Origin of the sequence: Pseudoclavibacter helvolus, from assembly GCF_049707175.1 — a bacterium.
Taxonomy (GTDB): Bacteria; Actinomycetota; Actinomycetes; order Actinomycetales; family Microbacteriaceae; genus Pseudoclavibacter; species Pseudoclavibacter helvolus_A.
On sequence record NZ_JBNAFM010000008.1, the window covers coordinates 91931 to 108811 of the forward strand.

Consider the following 16881-nt stretch of genomic DNA (forward strand, 5'->3'; position numbering starts at 1 on the left):
CCTCGAGCCGCGCCCGAGCTGCCTAGATAGCGAGCAGCTGCACTGCGTGGCGGACCTGGGTCTTGCGGCCCTGGACGAGCGCATCCACGGGCGCGACACCGAGGGTCTCATCGACGCTCAGCAGCCAGACCATCTGATCGTGCGCGCTCAGACCTGCGTCGCTGAGCAGGAAGAGGGTGCCACGTAGCCCAGCGAGCGGTTCGCCGTCCTTGATGAATTCCCGCGGGATGCGTGGCTCGCGGTCGATGCGGAAGGACAGCAGCTGCTTGTCCTCGATGAGGGTCGACACGCGCCCCGTCGAGACACCGAGCTCGGCTGCGACCTGGGGAATCGTGTACCACTCGCGGGTACTGAAGACATCACTCACGGGTCTCATCGTTGCAGACGCCGACGCCGGACGCGAGCCCGAACCTTTCCTCGGCGCCCAGCGGTGTTTCATCCGGGAGGCGCCCGCCTGGTCGGGCTATCCTGCACGACGTGAGTCCCGTTGGTCCCGACGACATGATCGGCCGTCTGATCGACGGCCGATATCAAGTGCGCTCTCTGATCGCCAAGGGCGGCATGGCCACGGTCTATGTCGCCACTGATCTGCGCCTCGAGCGACGGGTCGCGATCAAGGTGATGCACGATCACCTCGCGGCCGACGAGCGATTCCGCGAGCGATTCATCCGTGAGGCGCGGTCCGCGGCGAAAATCACGCACCCGAACGTCGTGAACGTCTACGATCAGGGCGACGACGAGGTCTTCGCGTACATGGTCATGGAGTACATCCCCGGCATCACGCTGAGGGACCTGCTGCACGACCACCACAAGCTCACCCCAGAGCAATCGATCGACGTCATGGACGCCGTGCTCGCCGGCCTGCAGGCTGCGCACAAGCTCGGCATCGTGCATCGCGACCTGAAGCCCGAGAACGTGCTCTTGGCCGATGACGGCCGCATCAAGCTCAGCGACTTCGGGCTCGCTCGTGCGGCGAGCGCCAACACCGCGACCGGCCAGGTCCTGCTCGGCACCATCGCGTACCTGAGCCCGGAGCTCGTGACCAAGGGCACGGCGGACGTGCGCAGCGACATTTACTCGCTCGGCATCATGCTGTTCGAGATGCTGACCGGTGAACAGCCGTACCGCGGTGATCAGCCGGTCAACATCGCGTACCGACACGCCAACGAGACGGTGCCCGCACCGAGCGAGGTCAACGCGAGTGTGCCGCACGAGCTCGATGAACTCGTGGCCTGGTCCACGGAACGCGATCCGGAGCTCCGGCCCGCAGATGCTGGCGTCATGCTGGAAGCGCTGCGTCGCGCAGAGGCAGAACTCGGCCAGTCGGCTCGTCCTGAGCCCGCGACCGCGGTCCTCGCGACGGCCGACGAGGACGACATCGAGGACACCGACCCGACCGAGCTGGCCGTCATCACGAGCCAGCTCGCCTCGAGTTCGGCACCCCATGCTTCCGCCGACGAGCACGTCGAACCGTTCATGCCAGGCGCTGCTCCGACGACCGTCAACGCGCCCCTGTCGGTGGACCCCGGCGACGGCGACCTCGCACCCCACCTGCCCCCGGCCTCGACGGCTGCGCAGGCGGGGGCACGCAAGCGCCGTCGCCTCGGTGCCGTCGTCGCCGTGCTGCTCATCGCGATCATCGCCGCAGCCGGCGGAGTTGGCTGGTGGTTCGGTCTCGGGCCCGGCTCCTACGACGCGGTCCCCGACACGGTGTCGCTCACGCAGGCGGACGCGGAGTCGACCATCACCGCGGCAGGATTCACCGTCGGCGAGGTCACCCAGGAGTTCTCCCTGGAGGTCGCGGCTGGGACGGTCATGGACATGGACCCCCAGGCCGGCACGTCGCTCGCCCCCGAGACACCCATCTCCCTCGTCGTCTCCGCGGGGCCCGAGATGTTGACCGTGCCCCAGCTCGAGGGGCTCACACTCACGGAGGCGGAAACCGCGATCACCGAGGCCGGCTTCACCTATGACCCGGCAACGACCCTTCGACAGTTCTCCGACGAAGAGGCAGACGTCGTCCTCTCGGCTACCGACACCAACGGCGCTCCCCTCCCCTCCACGCTCGCGGAGGGGCAGCCGATCCGCCTCGTCGCCTCTGCGGGCGTCGTCCCGAACGTCGCTGGCGAGACCCAGGCGAACGCGACGAAGCAGATCGAGGACGCGGGGCTCGTCGTGAACGTGTCCAGCACAGAATTCTCAAGCGAGGTGGCGGCGGGAGTTGTCATCGCCTACTCGACGACCACCGACCCGGTCGTGCCCGGTGACACGATCAACATCTCGGTCTCGAAGGGGCCCGAGTTGGACAACGTGCCGAACGTCATCGGACAAACGGCTCGAGAGGCGATCGCGACCCTCGAGGGCGCTGGCTTCACGGTCAGCCATCTCGTTCCGTCCGACGCGCTCCTCGACCTCTTCCGCGTCACGCAGCAGACCCCCGCGGGCGGACAGCAGGCCGAGAAGGGCTCACGGGTCACGATCACGACCGGCGCCTCGTACTGATCGCCGCGGGCCGGGCCACGCCCCGGCCTGCGTGCCAAACGCAGAAGGCGCACCCCGTTTCCGGGGTGCGCCTTCTGCGCTGTCTGAGCCCTGGGCTAGCGCCGCGCTGCGCGAAGCTCTTCGGCCACGAGGAACGCCAGTTCGAGCGACTGCATGTGGTTCAGTCGCGGGTCGCACAGCGACTCGTAACGAGTCTCGAGCGTCTTCTCGTCGATCTGCTCTGAGCCACCGAGGCACTCGGTCACGTCGTCGCCGGTGAGCTCGACGTGGATGCCGCCCGGGTGCGTTCCGGCCGCGCGGTGCGCCTCGAAGAAGCCCTTGACCTCGTCCACGACGTCGTCGAAGCGGCGCGTCTTGTAGCCGTTCGGGGTCGTGATGCCGTTGCCGTGCATCGGGTCGGTGATCCACAGCGGCTGCGCATCGCTGCCCTTGATGGCCTCGAGCAGCGGCGGGAGCGAGTCCCGGATCTTGCCTGCACCCATGCGGGTGATGAACGTGAGGCGTCCCGGCTCGCGGTTCGGGTCGATCTTGTCGATGAGCCGCAGCATCGTCTCCGGCGTTGTCGACGGCCCGAGCTTCACGCCGATCGGGTTCTTCACTCTGCTGAAGAAGTCGACGTGCGCCTCATCGAGGTCGCGCGTGCGCTCGCCGATCCAGATGAAGTGCCCAGACGTGTCGTACGGCAGGCCCGTGCGAGAGTCGATGCGCGTCATGGGGCGCTCGTAGTCCATGAGAAGGCCCTCGTGGCCGACGAAGAATTCAACGTCGCGGAGCGCGTAGAAATCGGCCCCGGCAGCCGCCATGAAGCGCACGGCGCGGTCGATCTCGGCGGCGAGCTGCTCGTAGCGGGCGTTGGCCGGGTTCGCGGCGAAGCCCTGGTTCCACGAGTGCACCTCGCGCAGGTCAGCGAAGCCGCCGGTCGTGAAGGCGCGCACGAGGTTGAGCGTGGATGCAGCCGTGTGGTATCCGCGGAGCATCCGCTCGGGGTCGGGTGTGCGCCCCTCGGCGGTGAAGTCGAAGTCGTTGACGATGTCGCCCCGGTACGCGGGCAGGGTCACGTCTCCCCGCGTCTCGCTGTCGCTCGAGCGCGGCTTCGCGAACTGGCCTGCCATACGGCCCATCTTGACGACGGGCATGGACGCGCCGTAGGTGAGGACGACGGCCATCTGCAGGATCGTGCGCACCCTGGCGCGGATCTTGTCTGCGGTCGCGCCTGCGAAGGTCTCGGCGCAGTCGCCGCCCTGCAGGACAAACGCCTGACCGGCGGCTGCGGTGGCGATGCGCTCGCGAAGGCGGTCGACCTCGCCGGCGAAGACGAGGGGCGGAAGGGATGCGAGCTCACCGGAGACGCTCGCGACCTTCGCCGCGTCGCCCCACTGCGGCTGCTGCCTGATCGGCAGGTCGCGCCAGGCGTCGAGGCCCTCGAGCACGCCTGGGGACGTCGGGATCGACTCTGTGCGGGTTGAAGTGAATTCGCTCATGCTCGCTTCTCTGATCTCATGTCTCTGATCTCGTGCTGGCAGCCCTCGGCTGCAGCGCTGGTGGTTCTGAATCTCACGCTGAACGGCCCCGACGATACTCGGGGCAACTCGCGTCGTGGTTGCGTGATCGCTCTGGGCGTGACGGGTCTCGGGTGCCGCTCACGACTTCTGGGCGGCGGCGAGCGCCTTGGCGTCTGCGTCCATTTTGCTCCGGATGGACGAGGCGTAGATGTCGCGATAATCCTGGTTGCTCAGCGCGTGCAGTTCGCTCATGATCTCGTCGGTAATGGAACGCAGTACGAAGCGATCGGCGGCCATCCCCTCGTAGCGAGTGAAGGTGAGCGGCTCGCCGAAGACCATGCCGACCTTGCGCAGGCGAGGCACCTTCGCGCCGATGGGGAGCACGCGCTCGGTGTCGACCATGACGACGGGCACCACCGTCACCGGCTTGTCGGCCTGCATGATCATGCGCGCAATGCCGGTGCGGCCGCGGAACATCCGCGCGTCGGGGCTGCGGGTTCCCTCGGGATAGATGCCGAGCACCTTGCCCTCACTGAGGACTCGAAGGCCCGTCTGCAGAGATGCCTCACTCGCTGCTCCGCCGCCCCGGTCGATCGGGAGCATGCCGGTCGATTTGAAGAATTGCGCCGTCAGCCAGCCCTTGATGCCCGTGCCGGTGAAGTACTCCTTCTTGGCGAGGAAGAACACGCGACGGTCGATCGCCAGCGGGAGGAAGAAGGAATCGACGACCGAGAGGTGGTTCGACGCGAGAATGACGGGCCCCTTGGCGGGGATGTTCTCGACGCCGCGCACCCATGGGCGGAAGGTTCCGCGCACCAAGGGACCTGCGAAGAGATGCTTGAGCACCCAGTACAACATGCGTGGCCTCCCGATAGGCGATGGCACATCAGTGTACTCGGGACCTGACCGGCATGGCCTCGCCGCATCGCCGTGTCCGATTCGGTAGGGTGGGTGGTCACTGAACGAGAAGCCGGACATCGCCGGAGACAAGACGTTCAGGCGGCTCACGACCAGGATCACACTCAGGAGTTGCAATGAAGCTATCCGAGACCCCCGCCGTAGTCAGCCCGGAGCCGAGCTGGAACACCACCGATCTGCTCCAGTATCGACTTCGCGAATCGCCGGATCTCGCCCTGTTCGGCCTCCCTGAGGGAAGCAGCTGGCGAGACGTCACCGTCCGGGAATTCCACGCCAAGGTGAACGAGCTGGCGAAAGGGTTCGTCGCGGCAGGCATCGAGCCGGGCGAGCGCATCGCGTTCATCGCGAAGACGAACTACGAGTGGACGCTCGTCGACTTCGCCCTCTGGTACGCGGGAGCCGTGATGGTTCCCGTGTACGAGACGAGTTCGTCAGCGCAGATCGAATGGATGCTCGAGGACTCGGAGGCCGTCGGCATCATCTCGGAGCTCCCGGAGCATGACGACAAGCTCGACGAGATCTCCGACACCGTCTCGACGCTGCGGGTGCGCTACGCGCTGCACGCGGGCGCCGTCGACGAGCTCATCCGTCTCGGGGCCGGCGTCGAGGACGCCGAGATCGAGCGCAGGCGCAGCATCGCCAACGGCGACGACATCGCGACCCTGATCTACACGTCCGGCTCGACCGGGCGACCCAAGGGGTGCGTGATCACGCACTCCAACTTCGTCGAGCTCTGCCGCAATGTGAAGGACCCGCTCGGCGCCCTGATCTACCCCGGCGCCTCCACGGTCCTCTTCATCACCCTCGCGCACGTGTTCGCTCGCTTCATCTCTGTGCTCTGCATCTACGGTGGCGTCAAGGTCGGCCACCAGCACGACACCACGAAGCTGGTCGAGTCGCTCGGCACCTTCCACCCGACGTTCCTGCTCGCGGTTCCCCGCGTCTTCGAGAAGGTCTACAACTCGGCGGAGCAGAAGGCCGAGGCCGGTGGACGCGGCAGGATCTTCCGCAAGGCGGCCGATGTCGCCGTCCGCTACTCAGAGTCGCAGGACGCAGGGCGAACGCCCCTCCTCCTCGGGTTGCAGTACAAACTGTTCGACAAGCTCGTCTTCTCGAAGCTTCGCGAGGTCATGGGCGGACGCGTGAAGCACGCAGTGTCGGGCTCGGCACCGCTCGGCGCGCGCCTGGGCCACTTCTACCGGGCCATCGGCGTCAACATCCTCGAGGGCTACGGCCTCACCGAGACCACAGCCCCGGCTTCGGTCAACCTCGCGGAGAAGTCGAAGATCGGCACGGTCGGTCCGGCGCTGCCTGGCGTCTCGGTCCGCACCGACGAGCACGGCGAGCTCCAGGTGAAGGGCATCAACGTCTTCCGTGAGTACTGGAAGAACCCGGAGGCCACGGCTGACGCCTTCGACGGCGAGTGGTTCAAGACGGGCGACCTCGGTTCGATCGACGAAGACGGCTACATCACGGTGACGGGTCGCATCAAGGAGATCATCGTGACCTCCGGTGGAAAGAACGTGTCGCCCGCCGCGCTCGAAGATCCGATCCGGGCCGACCCACTTGTCGGGCAGATCGTTGTCGTCGGCGACCAGCGGCCGTTCATCTCTGCCCTCGTCACGCTCGACCCGGACATGCTCAAGACCTGGCTCAGCAACAACGGCGAGGACCCGAACATCTCCGTTGCCCAGGCGGCCGAGCATCCCAAGGTCCTGGCCGAGATCCAGCACGCGGTCGACCGCGCGAACACGCGCGTATCCCGCGCCGAGTCGATCCGGAAGTTCGTGGTCCTCGATACGGAGTTCACCGAGGCAGACGGTACCCTCACGCCGAAGATGTCGATCAAGCGCCACGTGATCCTCGAAAAGTACAAGGGCGTCATCGAGGGCATCTACAACGCCGCTCCCGCGACGCAGGGCATCACGCTGAAGTAGCGCTGGCGCCAGGGTCAGAGCGCCTTCGGCGGCGTGTCAGCGAGACGCGCGGCCGAAGGCGCTGGCCTGTGCGGCGGATGCAGCGGTCGCGGGGGCGAACCACTCGCTGCTGCGGATCTCACGCATGGCCGACTTGCGGTGCTCGGCCGCGAGGGTGTCGATATACACAACGCCCTTGAGGTGGTCGGTCTCGTGCTGCAGCATCTGCGCCATCAGGCCGGACCCTTCGAGCACGACGGGTTCGCCGTCAAGATCGGTGCCGGTGACTCGAGCGTGCTCGTAGCGAGGGGTCTTGTTCCAGAGGCCCGGCACGGAAAGGCAGCCCTCGTCGATCTCCTCGAGCTCACCCCACGTGCTCTCCAGCACGGGGTTGAGCACGTAGCCGGTCTGGCCGTCGATGTTGTACGAGAACGCCGCGAGGCTGACCCCGATCTGCGGCGCCGCCACACCGGCCCGGCCTTCGAGCGCCGTCGTGTCCAGCAGGTCGGTCACGAGGCTGCGGATGCGGTCGTCGACGACGGTGATCTGCTCGGCCGGCGTGCGGAGCACCGGGTCTCCGTAGTAGCGGATGGGGCGAACGGTCACAGTTCCTCCTCGGCGCGCAGCAGCGCGTTCTCGACCACCTCGCTTGCTGCGGGGTGAGGCCAGTACTGGCCGCGCGCGAGACCTCTGATGGAGTGTCCGAAGCTCGCCGCGAGGACGAGAGGCTGGAGCAGAACCGCCGCGTCGGGGCCGATGATGTGTGCCCCGAGGATGGTCGCGCTCCCGCGCGCGATGACGAGTTTACAGAAGCTGCGCTGGTCTTCCAGCGCCCACCCCCACGCCGTGGAGCCGTACTCGTGCACCACTTCGAACGCGTCGTACCCGAGCTGCTCGGCGCGCTCGAGCGTGACCCCGAAGCTGGCGATCTGCGGTTCAGTGAAGACGACGTCCGGCACCGGTCCGAGGGTGTTCTTCAACAGGCGGCGGCCTGGTTCGACCGCGATGTTGTGTGCGACGACCCTGGCCTCGTGGTTCGCGACATGCTTGAGCTGGTATCCCGAGTCGATGTCGCCGAGTGCGAAGACGCCGGGAACATGGTGTCCGTCTCGCAGGACGCGCTGATAGGCGTCGACCCGGAGGCGGCCGTCGTCGTGATGGTCGAAGCCGACCTCGAAGGTGCCGAGGGTGTCGGTGTTCGGGATACGCCCGATAGCGACGAGGACCGCGTCGACTTCGAGCTGCGCTCCGGTGCTCGTGGTGAGCGTGGCCACACCGCCCTCGTCGGAGAACCCGACGACGGCGGTGTCGGTCTCGACGCGCCAGCGCTCGCGCGCGGCCTGGACAAACGTCTCGGAGACGTCGCGATCGAGCGACGAGAGCGCGCGTCCTCGCACCAACTGCGTGACCTCGGAGCCGAACGCGCTGAAGACGTGTGCAAATTCGGAGGCGATCGATCCGCCACCAATGATCGCCAGCCGCCGCGGTGCATCGTCGATGCGCATGATCGTGTCGGAGGTATGCACGAGTGGCGAGTCGAACGGAACGACATCGTGTCGGCGCGCCCGGCTGCCGGCCGCAATGACGAGCGTGTCGGCGCTCAGCCGCCGCCCGGACGCGGTAAGAACCTCGCGGTCGCTGAGCATCTCAACGCGCTCCCTGACCAGCATGACCCGCGGGTTGCCGCTCTCGCGGTAGTGCTCACCGCTCTCGCTGATGTGGTCGATGCGAGCGAACACGCGGTCTCGCACCTCCGGCCACGAAGGGCGGAGATGGACGTCGTGGACGCCGAGTCGCTCCGCGTCACGCGCGTGCTGCACGATGTCGGCGACGTGCACGAACATCTTGGTCGGGATACACCCGACGTTGAGGCAGGTGCCGCCGAAGTGCGGACCATCGTCGATGATCGCGGTCGTCGGTCCGTGCTCGTCCGCGGGTGGGAGCGTGTTGCCGGATCCCGCGCCGATGATGAGGAGGCCGAAGTGCTCTGCTGCTGGGAGCTCAGTCATCTGAGCTCTCGGCCCCGGGGCGGACGACGACGAGGAGGTCGCCGTTGCCAACCTCGAGCGGCGACGAGATGGCGAGGCGCTCGACGGTGCCAGCGACGGGCGCGGTGATACCCGCCTCCATCTTCATGGCCTCGATCGTCGCGACGGTCTGACCCTGGGCGACGCGCTCGCCGACCTCCACGCGCAGCGTCACGACGCCAGAGAACGGCGCGGCGACGTGGCCGGGGTTGCCGCTGTCGGCCTTCTCCCGCTCGATCGTGTCAACCTTGATGCTGCGGTCGCGCACGAAGACCGGACGCAGCTGTCCGTTGAGCGTCGCCATGACCGTGCGCATGCCGTCGGCGTCTGGCTCGCCGATCGCCTCGAGTCCGACAAAGAGCTGCACGCCCTTGCCGATGTGGATGACGTGCTCCTCCCCCGGCTCGAGCCCGTAGAGGTAGTCGAGGGTATCCAGCACCGAGAGGTCGCCGAAGAGGCGGACCGTGTCCTCGTAGCTCGCCGTCGGTTGCGGGAAGAGCAGCCGGTTCAGTGTGCGCCTGCGCTCGAGGCTGTCACCTGCGAGGCCCTGCTCATCAGCGGCGGTCAGCGGGGTGACCTCGACCTTCACGTCGCGTCCCTCGAGCACTCGGCTACGGAACGGCTCGGGCCAGCCGTTTGGCAGCTCGCCGAGCTCGCCAGCCATGAAGCCGATGACGGAGTCTGGGATGTCGTACGAGCCCGGGTTCTCCGCGAAGTCGGCGGGGTCGGCACCGACGGCGACCAGGTGCAGGGCGAGATCGCCCACCACCTTCGACGACGGGGTGACCTTGGGAATACGCCCCAGGATCTTGTCCGCGGCGTCGTACATGTTCTCAATCCGCTCGAACTCGTCCGCGAGACCGAGCGCGATCGCCTGCTGCCGGAGATTCGAGAGCTGGCCACCTGGGATCTCGTGCTTGTACACCCGGCCGGTGGGCCCCGGCAGACCGGATTCGAAGGGGCGATAGACCAGGCGAACAGCTTCCCAGTACGGCTCGAGATCCGTCACGCTGGCCAGGCTGATACCAGTGTCGCGTTCCGTGTGCTCGAGGGAGGCCACCAGGGCGGAGAGGCTCGCCTGGCTCGTCGTGCCAGACATTGGCGCGCTGGCGACGTCGACGGCATCGACGCCGGCCTCGCTCGCGGCGAGGAGGGTCGCGAGCTGCCCGCCGGCGGTGTCGTGCGTGTGCAGGTGGACCGGCAGCTCGAATCGTTCGCGGAGCGCGGTCACGAGCTTGGCTGCGGCTTGTGGGCGCAGCAGACCAGCCATGTCCTTGATGGCGATGATGTGGGCGCCGGCGTCGACGATCTGCTCGGCGAGCCGGAGGTAGTAGTCGAGCGTGTAGAACGGCTCGTTCGGGTCGGCGAGGTTCCCCGTGTAGCAGAGGGCCACTTCCGCGACCGCCGTGCCTGTTTCGAGGACGGCATCGATGGCCGGCCGCATCTGCGACACGTCGTTGAGCGCGTCGAAGATTCGGAAGATGTCGACCCCGGTCGCCGTGGCCTCGTGCACGAACGCCTTCGTCACCGCCTCTGGGTAGGGCGTGTAGCCGACAGTGTTGCGCCCACGAAGCAGCATCTGGAGCGGGATGTTCGGCGCCGCCTCGCGCAGACTGGCGAGGCGTTCCCACGGGTCCTCGCCGAGGAAGCGGAGGGCGACGTCGTAGGTGGCGCCTCCCCACGCCTCGATGGAGAGCAGCTCGGGGGTCAGCCGCGCGAGGTAGGGCGCCGCGGTGACGAGGTCGCGAGTGCGGACGCGAGTCGCGAGGAGCGACTGGTGTGCGTCTCGGAAGGTGGTGTCGGTGACCAGCAGGCGTCGTTCCGATCGGAGCTGTGCGGCGAACGCTGCTGGACCGAGGTCGAGCAGCTCCTGGCGTCGCCCTGCCGGCAACGGCGGCGCCGTGTCGAGGGCCGGCAGCTTGGTGCGGGGCTCAACCGAGGTCGGCCGAGTTCCGTGCGGTGCGTTGACCGTCACGTCGGCGAGCCAGTTGACGATCTTGGTGCCGCGGTCGCCAGGGCGACGGTACTCGAGCAGGCCGGGCCGCTGCTCGATGAAGTCGGTGGCGACGTCGCCGCGCTGGAAGTCGGGGTCGTCCAGGACGCCCAGGAGGAAGGGGATGTTGGTGGCCACACCGCGGATGCGGAACTCGGAGAGCGCTCGCCGCGCGCGACGCACAGCCGCCGGGAAGTCGCGTCCCCTGGCCGTCAGCTTCATGAGCATCGAGTCGAAGTGCGGCAGCACCTCGGCCCCCGTCGCGATCGTCCCGCCGTCGATGCGGATGCCTGACCCGCCCGCGGAACGATAGGTGGTGATGACGCCAGTGTCCGGACGGAACCCCTGAGAGGGGTCCTCGGTCGTGATGCGGCACTGCAGCGCGAAGCCGTGCAGCGCGAGCTGGCCCTGCTCGAGGCCCATGTCGTCGAGGCGCTCGCCGGAGGCGACGCGCATCTGCGCCTGCACGAGATCCACGTCGGTGACCTCCTCGGTCACCGTGTGCTCCACCTGGATACGGGGGTTCATCTCGATAAAGACGTGCTGTCCCGCTCGTGGGCCAGCGGTGTCGAGCAGGAACTCCACCGTTCCGGCGTTGACGTAGTCGATGGACCTGGCGAACGCGACCGCGTCGGCGTAGAGCTTCTGGCGCACCTCGTCGGAGAGGTTCGGCGCCGGCGCGATCTCGACGACCTTCTGGTGGCGCCGCTGCACGCTGCAGTCGCGCTCGAAGAGGTGGACGACGTTGCCGTGGGCATCCGCGAGGATCTGGACCTCGATGTGTCGAGGACGGAGCACCGCCTGCTCGACGAACATCGTCGGGTCGCCGAAAGCGCTGTCAGCCTCCTTCATAGCGGACTCCAGCGCGTCGCGGAGGTCCTCGGCACGCTCGACTCGGCGCATCCCTCGCCCGCCACCACCGGCGACCGCCTTGGCGAAGATGGGGAATCCGATCTCCTCGGCCGCGGCACACAGTGCGTCGAGGTCGGTCGAAGGCTCGCTGGACGCCAGCACCGGCACTCCGGCCGCGATCGCCTGGTTCTTGGCCGTGACCTTGTTGCCCGCCGACTCGAGCACACGCGGCGGTGGGCCGATGAAGGCGATGCCAGCTTCTTCGGCCGCGCGGGCGAGTTCCGGGTTCTCACTCAGGAAGCCGTACCCCGGGTAGATCGCGTCGGCCCCAGACTCCTTCGCGACGCGAAGGATCTCGGCGACATCGAGATAGGCGCGAACCGGCTGTCCGACGGTGCCGATCTGGTACGCCTCGTCAGCTTTCAGGCGGTGGAGCGAGTTTCGGTCCTCGTACGGGTAGACCGCGACCGTGCGGGCTCCCAGCTCGACGGCGGCGCGAAATGCGCGGATCGCGATCTCGCCTCGATTCGCGACCAGGATCTTCTTGAACACCGGTGTTCCACCTTCCGACAACGACGACAGGGGCATGCAGCAACGTGACGCCAAGCCTAGTGAATGTAGCCTGGGCAGGTGTTCGTCCTCAGCATCAGTTCCCTCAAGGGCGGCGTCGGCAAGACCACGGTGACCCTTGGCCTCGCTTCCGCCGCCTGGGCCCGTGGGCTCAGAACCCTCGTCGTCGACCTGGATCCCCAGTCTGATGTGTCCACCGGTCTCGACGCGCGCGCCCAGGATGGCGCAACGATCGCCGACGTGCTCCGATCCCCCAAGGCGAGCACGGTCAGGGCCGCGATCGCCCGATCCTCGTGGGGCGAGGGCAGCCATGGCGTGATCGACCTGATGGTCGGCAGCCCGGCGGCGCTGAGCTTCGACACCCCGAACCCGTCGATCCGCGAAATCTGGCGTCTCGAGGAGGCGCTCGCCGTCGTCGAGGCCGAGTACGACCTCGTCCTCATCGACTGCCCGCCATCCCTCAACGCGCTCACGAGAACGGCCTGGGCCGCATCCGATCGCGTGGCCGTCGTCACGGAACCTGGCCTCTTCTCGGTGGCAGCGGCAGACCGAGCGCTCCGGGCCGTCGACGAGATCAGGCGGGAACTCTCACCGAGACTGCAGCCGCTCGGCATCATCGTCAACCGAGCCAAGCACCAGTCCATCGAGCATCAGTTCCGTCTGGGCGAGCTCCGCGACATGTTCGGCCCCCTGGTCCTCTCCCCTGCGCTGCCCGAGCGCACCTCACTGCAGCAGGCCCAAGGAGCCGCAAAGCCGGTCCACCTCTGGCCGGGGAGCTCGGCCGAGGAGATGGCTGCGAGCTTCGACACGCTGCTCGAGCGGATCATGCGCGCAGGTCGGCTCGGCCCGCACGCGGAGCCCGCGGGCCCCGGCAACGACGAAGCCCCGCCGACGCGTGGGCGTCAGCGGGGCCGGTCGCAGCCGTAGCTGAATCTGCTCAGCTAGCGCGGCTCGCGCGGCGGGCAGCCAGTTCGTCGACGGGGTCAATCGTCTGCTGCTCGAAGTCGACGAGCGTCGACTCGACCTCACGCAGCACCTGACCGACAAAGATGCCGAACACGCCCTGACCCCGGTGCACGAGGTCGATGACCTGGTCGTTCGACGTGCACAGGTAGACGCTCGCACCGTCGGACATCAGGGTGGTCTGCGCCAAGTCGACGACGCCAGTCTCATGCAGCTGGTCGACCGCGGTGCGGATCTGCTGCAGCGAGATGCCGGTCTCGAGGAGGCGCTTGACGAGCTTCAGCACGAGGATGTCGCGGAACGAATAGAGGCGCTGCGACCCTGAGCCCTTCGCACCGCGAACCGTCGGCTCCACGAGGCCCGTCCTGGCCCAGTAGTCGAGCTGCCGGTACGTGATGCCCGCGGCCCGTGCTGCAACGGCGCCGCGGTAGCCGGAGCCCGGATCGAGGTCCGGAATGCCGTCGGTGAAGACCAACTCGCCGCCGGTTGGCGCGTCGCCCTGTCCCTGCTCGCTCATGCCTGCACCTTTCACACGTCTTCGACCGGCTAGCGCCCAGTCTCGCTGGGCTGAAGCACTGAGGTAAGGGCACTGGGCCTACCACAAGGGAACTTGAGGTAAGTCCCGAGCCGTCTTGGTCGATTCTATTGGAGCGTATGCGACTCGGCTACTTCCGAACCACACAGATGTCATCCATCCCCCGAGTTGCCCAGAATCTCAGGCGTCGAGCCCGCTCTCGCGGCGTGTCGCCGGGCGATTCGGGTCAGCACGAATTCGCCTCAGGTTCAACCGGAGGATGAACCTATCTCCGGCCGCGAACGGCCTGGCGGATGAGCGAGCGCCGAACCGACTCGAGGTGCTCGGCGAGCTCGTTCGCGCGCTCGACGGCCTCGCTCGCGCTTCGCGAGCGTCGAGAGCTCGTCGATAGCGCCTGCTCGATAAGGCCGAACTCGTGGTGCGCAGCCGCCCGGAACGGGCGAAGGTGACGTGGCTCGATGCCGACCTTCTCGAGCTCGACGAGCGTGCTCAGCATGGTGAGCTCGTCCTCCTGGTACCGGCTGGCCGCTGGGATGAGGCCTGCACTCACCGCCTGCTCGAGCAAGGCCGGCTTCGCACCTGAGCGCTCGAGCAACTGCGCGCGATCAAGCACGGTACCTGCGGCGAGCATCGTCTGACGCTGTGGCGCACGCGAGCCTGGCAGCTCTGGGTCGAGGCCGCGGTCGAGCGCGTCGAAGTACTCCGCGATCACCTTGAGCGGCAGGTAGAGGTCGCGCTGCATAGTCAGCACCTCGCGCAGGCGAGCGACATCGGCCGCAGAGAACTTGCGGTAGCCCTTTGGCGTGCGCTCGGGATGCACGAGGCCCTTGTCCTCGAGGAACCTGAGCTTCGAGGGGCTCAGCTCAGGGAATTCGACGTTCAGGCGCTGGAGCACCTGGCCGATGCTGAGCGTGCGACCAGGTCCCCGAGAAGCAGCCGCCGCGATAGCGGCCACGTTCAGTTCCCGGCAGACGCGGAGGTCAGGCTGGTGTCGAGCGGCGAGCTGTAGAAGGTGAGACGGAACTTACCCACCTGCACTTCGCCGCCGTTCGTCAGCACGGCGGAGTTGATGCGCTCGCCGTTGTAGTACGTGCCGTTGAGCGAGCCAAGGTCGCGCATGTGGAACTCGCGCCCGTGCCTCGTGAACTCGGCGTGGCGGCGGGAGACGGTGACGTCGTCGAGGAAGATCTCGGCGTTCGGGTGACGCCCGGCCACCTGCAGATCGGTGTCGAGCAGGAACCGGGCTCCGACGTTGGAGCCCCGGCGCACGATCAGAAGCGCGGAACCAGAGGGAAGCGCGCTGATGGACTCCATCTCTTCCTTCGAGACGCCCCCGGCGATGAGCGCCGCGAGCTGCGCGCTGAAATCGCCCGTGAACGACATCGTCGAAGACTGCGTCTGCTCATCGACAACGCCGTCGCCTTCAGGGGTTCGCGCCTCAGCGTCAGAACCAGCCATATTTGCCTCCTCGAGTCGGTGCTCAAGCGTAGCGGAATCGGGGGTGCCCGGATTCCTGTCGGTGAACTGCAGAAGCGCCGCCAGCCATTGTGCGTCAGACGACTGAGTGTTGTCGAAACGAGAGCGCAGATCGTTCCACTTTTTCACCCTCGGCGTACACTTCCTGGGTGCTAGACCAGTCTCCTGCCGGCAACCATGCTGACTTCGATGACCGCTACGGTGGCGATCCGATCGCCCGCATGCGGGAGCGGAAGTCGGCGCCCCTCACACGCAAGGTCGCCATGGCGAGCGGCATGTGGCTCGAGGATGCGGCGACCGGGTTCTATGGGCGTCTCGCCTCGGCGAACAAGCAGACCGTGACGCTCCAGGACTTCGACGGGCAGCGCAAGGCGTTCCCGGCCGATTCGATCTTCCTGCTCGACGACGAGCCCGTGCTCCTCGGCCCGCCCGCAGCGAAGCAGCCGGCGGGCCGTGCGAGAAGCGCGTCTGGCTCGTTCCACGTCGCCGACGCGAAGGCTCGGACGGCTCGTGCAGGCCGCATCTTCGTGGAGGGCAAACACGACGCCGAGCTCGTCGAGAAGGTCTGGGGCCACGACCTGCGGATCGACGGCGTCGTCGTCGAGTTCCTGCAGGGCGCCGACCACCTCGCGGAGGTGCTGACGGTCTTCGGGCCGAGCTCGACCCGGCGCGTCGGCGTGCTCCTCGACCACCTCGTGAAGGGCTCGAAAGAGCAGCGCATCGCCGACGACATCACGAGACGCTTCGGCGCATCCCACGTGCGCGTCGTCGGCCACCCCTACGTCGACGTCTGGCAGTCGGTGAAGCCGGAGCGACTCGGTCTGACTTCGTGGCCGGTCATCCCAAGAGGACAGGACTGGAAGAAAGGCATCTGCAGGGCGCTCGGATGGCCGGCAGAGGAGCAGGCGGACACCGCACGAGCGTGGCAGCGCATCCTCGAACGAGTGCGCGACTACCGGGACCTGGAACCCTCGCTGCTCGGGCGCGTGGAAGAGCTCATCGACTTCGTCACGGAGCCTGGCGGCGCAGGTACCTGAACGCGTACACGACGCCGGCCGCGACGTGCAGCATCGTGCCGACGACGAGCATCCACCACGTGATGACACGCAGCGGCTCGGCGGGGACCTGCTCGGCGTACGACAGCAGGTGCAGCGGCATGGCGACCATGATGAACGCCGAGCGGGCCTTGCCCAGGAGGTTCACTCTGCCCTCGCGGACACGCTCGAGGCGGGTGAGCCCGATCACGAGCAGGGCGGCGTCGCAGAGGAAGATCGTGACGAGCACAAACCAGGGGAAGTAGCCGAGCAGCGCGAGCCCGAGCCCGATCACGATGATGCCGAGCCGATCGGCGACGGGGTCGAGGATCTCGCCGACGCGCGAGACCTGCCCGAGGCGGCGGGCGAGGAACCCGTCGATCCAGTCGGTCGCGCCGAACGCGGCGAGGCTGACGGTCGCGGCGAGCTCACGCCCATCCGCGGCGAGCCAGATCGTGAGCGGCACGAAGACGAGCAGTCTGACCACCGAGATGGCGTTCGGGAGTGTCGCCCACCGCATCGGGGCTTCCTGCCGCTCGAGTCCCATGCGCACATCCTCTCAGCCGCCTCGTGTTCGTGCCTGGGCGCGCGAG

14 protein-coding genes are annotated in these 16881 nt (G+C 67.4%); 4 read left to right on the forward strand and 10 right to left on the reverse strand.

What is annotated here, in order from left to right; genetic code table 11:
* Positions 1-22: 22 nt before the first annotated feature.
* The gene (locus tag ACPYN9_RS08395; protein ID WP_424465632.1) at positions 23-367 is read right to left on the reverse strand and encodes an Rv2175c family DNA-binding protein; all 345 of its coding nucleotides are present in this window, start codon (positions 365-367) and stop codon (positions 23-25) included.
* Positions 368-501: 134 nt separating this feature from the next.
* Between ACPYN9_RS08395 and pknB the strand changes: the two genes are divergently transcribed.
* Positions 502-2502, forward strand: coding sequence for a Stk1 family PASTA domain-containing Ser/Thr kinase (gene pknB / locus ACPYN9_RS08400; protein WP_424465745.1), 2001 nt, complete (start codon positions 502-504; stop codon positions 2500-2502).
* Positions 2503-2597: 95 nt separating this feature from the next.
* On the opposite strand, the gene ACPYN9_RS08405 is transcribed toward pknB, so the two are convergent.
* A complete protein-coding gene (locus tag ACPYN9_RS08405; RefSeq protein ID WP_424465634.1) occupies positions 2598-3983 on the reverse strand; it encodes a class II 3-deoxy-7-phosphoheptulonate synthase in 1386 nt (461 codons plus the stop codon).
* Positions 3984-4142: 159 nt separating this feature from the next.
* The gene (locus ACPYN9_RS08410) at positions 4143-4862 is read right to left on the reverse strand and encodes a lysophospholipid acyltransferase family protein (RefSeq protein WP_424465636.1); all 720 of its coding nucleotides are present in this window, start codon (positions 4860-4862) and stop codon (positions 4143-4145) included.
* 176 nt (positions 4863-5038) lie between these two features.
* On the opposite strand from ACPYN9_RS08410, the gene ACPYN9_RS08415 reads away from it, so the two are divergent.
* Positions 5039-6859 (forward strand): AMP-dependent synthetase/ligase, encoded by a 1821-nt coding sequence (locus tag ACPYN9_RS08415; RefSeq protein WP_424465638.1) that lies wholly within the window; start codon positions 5039-5041, stop codon positions 6857-6859.
* A gap of 36 nt (positions 6860-6895) precedes the next feature.
* On the opposite strand, the gene def is transcribed toward ACPYN9_RS08415, so the two are convergent.
* From def to ACPYN9_RS08430, 3 genes are read right to left on the reverse strand one after another with little or no spacing between them, the layout of a single operon-like run.
* Positions 6896-7444, reverse strand: coding sequence for a peptide deformylase (def, locus tag ACPYN9_RS08420; RefSeq protein WP_424465639.1), 549 nt, complete (start codon positions 7442-7444; stop codon positions 6896-6898).
* Complete coding sequence (locus tag ACPYN9_RS08425; RefSeq protein ID WP_424465641.1) at positions 7441-8847, reverse strand: mycothione reductase; 1407 nt, start codon at positions 8845-8847, stop codon at positions 7441-7443. Before ACPYN9_RS08425 ends, def begins: the two co-directional genes overlap by 4 nt.
* Entirely contained in the window at positions 8840-12262 is a 3423-nt protein-coding gene (locus ACPYN9_RS08430; protein WP_424465642.1) for a pyruvate carboxylase, read from the reverse strand. Before ACPYN9_RS08430 ends, ACPYN9_RS08425 begins: the two co-directional genes overlap by 8 nt.
* 78 nt (positions 12263-12340) lie before the next feature.
* Between ACPYN9_RS08430 and ACPYN9_RS08435 the strand changes: the two genes are divergently transcribed.
* On the forward strand, positions 12341-13207 hold the full coding sequence (locus ACPYN9_RS08435) for a ParA family protein (RefSeq protein ID WP_424465644.1): 867 nt from the start codon (positions 12341-12343) through the stop codon (positions 13205-13207).
* A 10-nt stretch (positions 13208-13217) separates the two neighbouring features.
* On the opposite strand, the gene ACPYN9_RS08440 is transcribed toward ACPYN9_RS08435, so the two are convergent.
* The 3 genes from ACPYN9_RS08440 to ACPYN9_RS08450 all read right to left on the reverse strand — a co-directional run bounded on the left by ACPYN9_RS08440 (position 13218) and on the right by ACPYN9_RS08450 (position 15236).
* Positions 13218-13760 (reverse strand): MerR family transcriptional regulator, encoded by a 543-nt coding sequence (locus ACPYN9_RS08440; RefSeq protein WP_104252811.1) that lies wholly within the window; start codon positions 13758-13760, stop codon positions 13218-13220.
* 283 nt (positions 13761-14043) lie between these two features.
* On the reverse strand, positions 14044-14673 hold the full coding sequence (locus tag ACPYN9_RS08445; RefSeq protein WP_424465646.1) for a MerR family transcriptional regulator: 630 nt from the start codon (positions 14671-14673) through the stop codon (positions 14044-14046).
* Between the two features lie 62 nt (positions 14674-14735).
* Positions 14736-15236 (reverse strand): FHA domain-containing protein, encoded by a 501-nt coding sequence (locus ACPYN9_RS08450; RefSeq protein WP_068478243.1) that lies wholly within the window; start codon positions 15234-15236, stop codon positions 14736-14738.
* 239 nt (positions 15237-15475) lie between these two features.
* Between ACPYN9_RS08450 and ACPYN9_RS08455 the strand changes: the two genes are divergently transcribed.
* The gene (locus tag ACPYN9_RS08455; RefSeq protein ID WP_424465747.1) at positions 15476-16291 is read left to right on the forward strand and encodes a DUF3097 family protein; all 816 of its coding nucleotides are present in this window, start codon (positions 15476-15478) and stop codon (positions 16289-16291) included.
* On the opposite strand, the gene ACPYN9_RS08460 is transcribed toward ACPYN9_RS08455, so the two are convergent.
* Positions 16263-16835: a CDP-alcohol phosphatidyltransferase family protein gene (locus ACPYN9_RS08460; RefSeq protein WP_424465647.1), complete on the reverse strand. Its 573-nt coding sequence runs from the start codon at positions 16833-16835 to the stop codon at positions 16263-16265. The two genes, ACPYN9_RS08455 and ACPYN9_RS08460, sit on opposite strands and share 29 nt — an antisense overlap.
* Positions 16836-16881 lie beyond the last annotated feature (46 nt).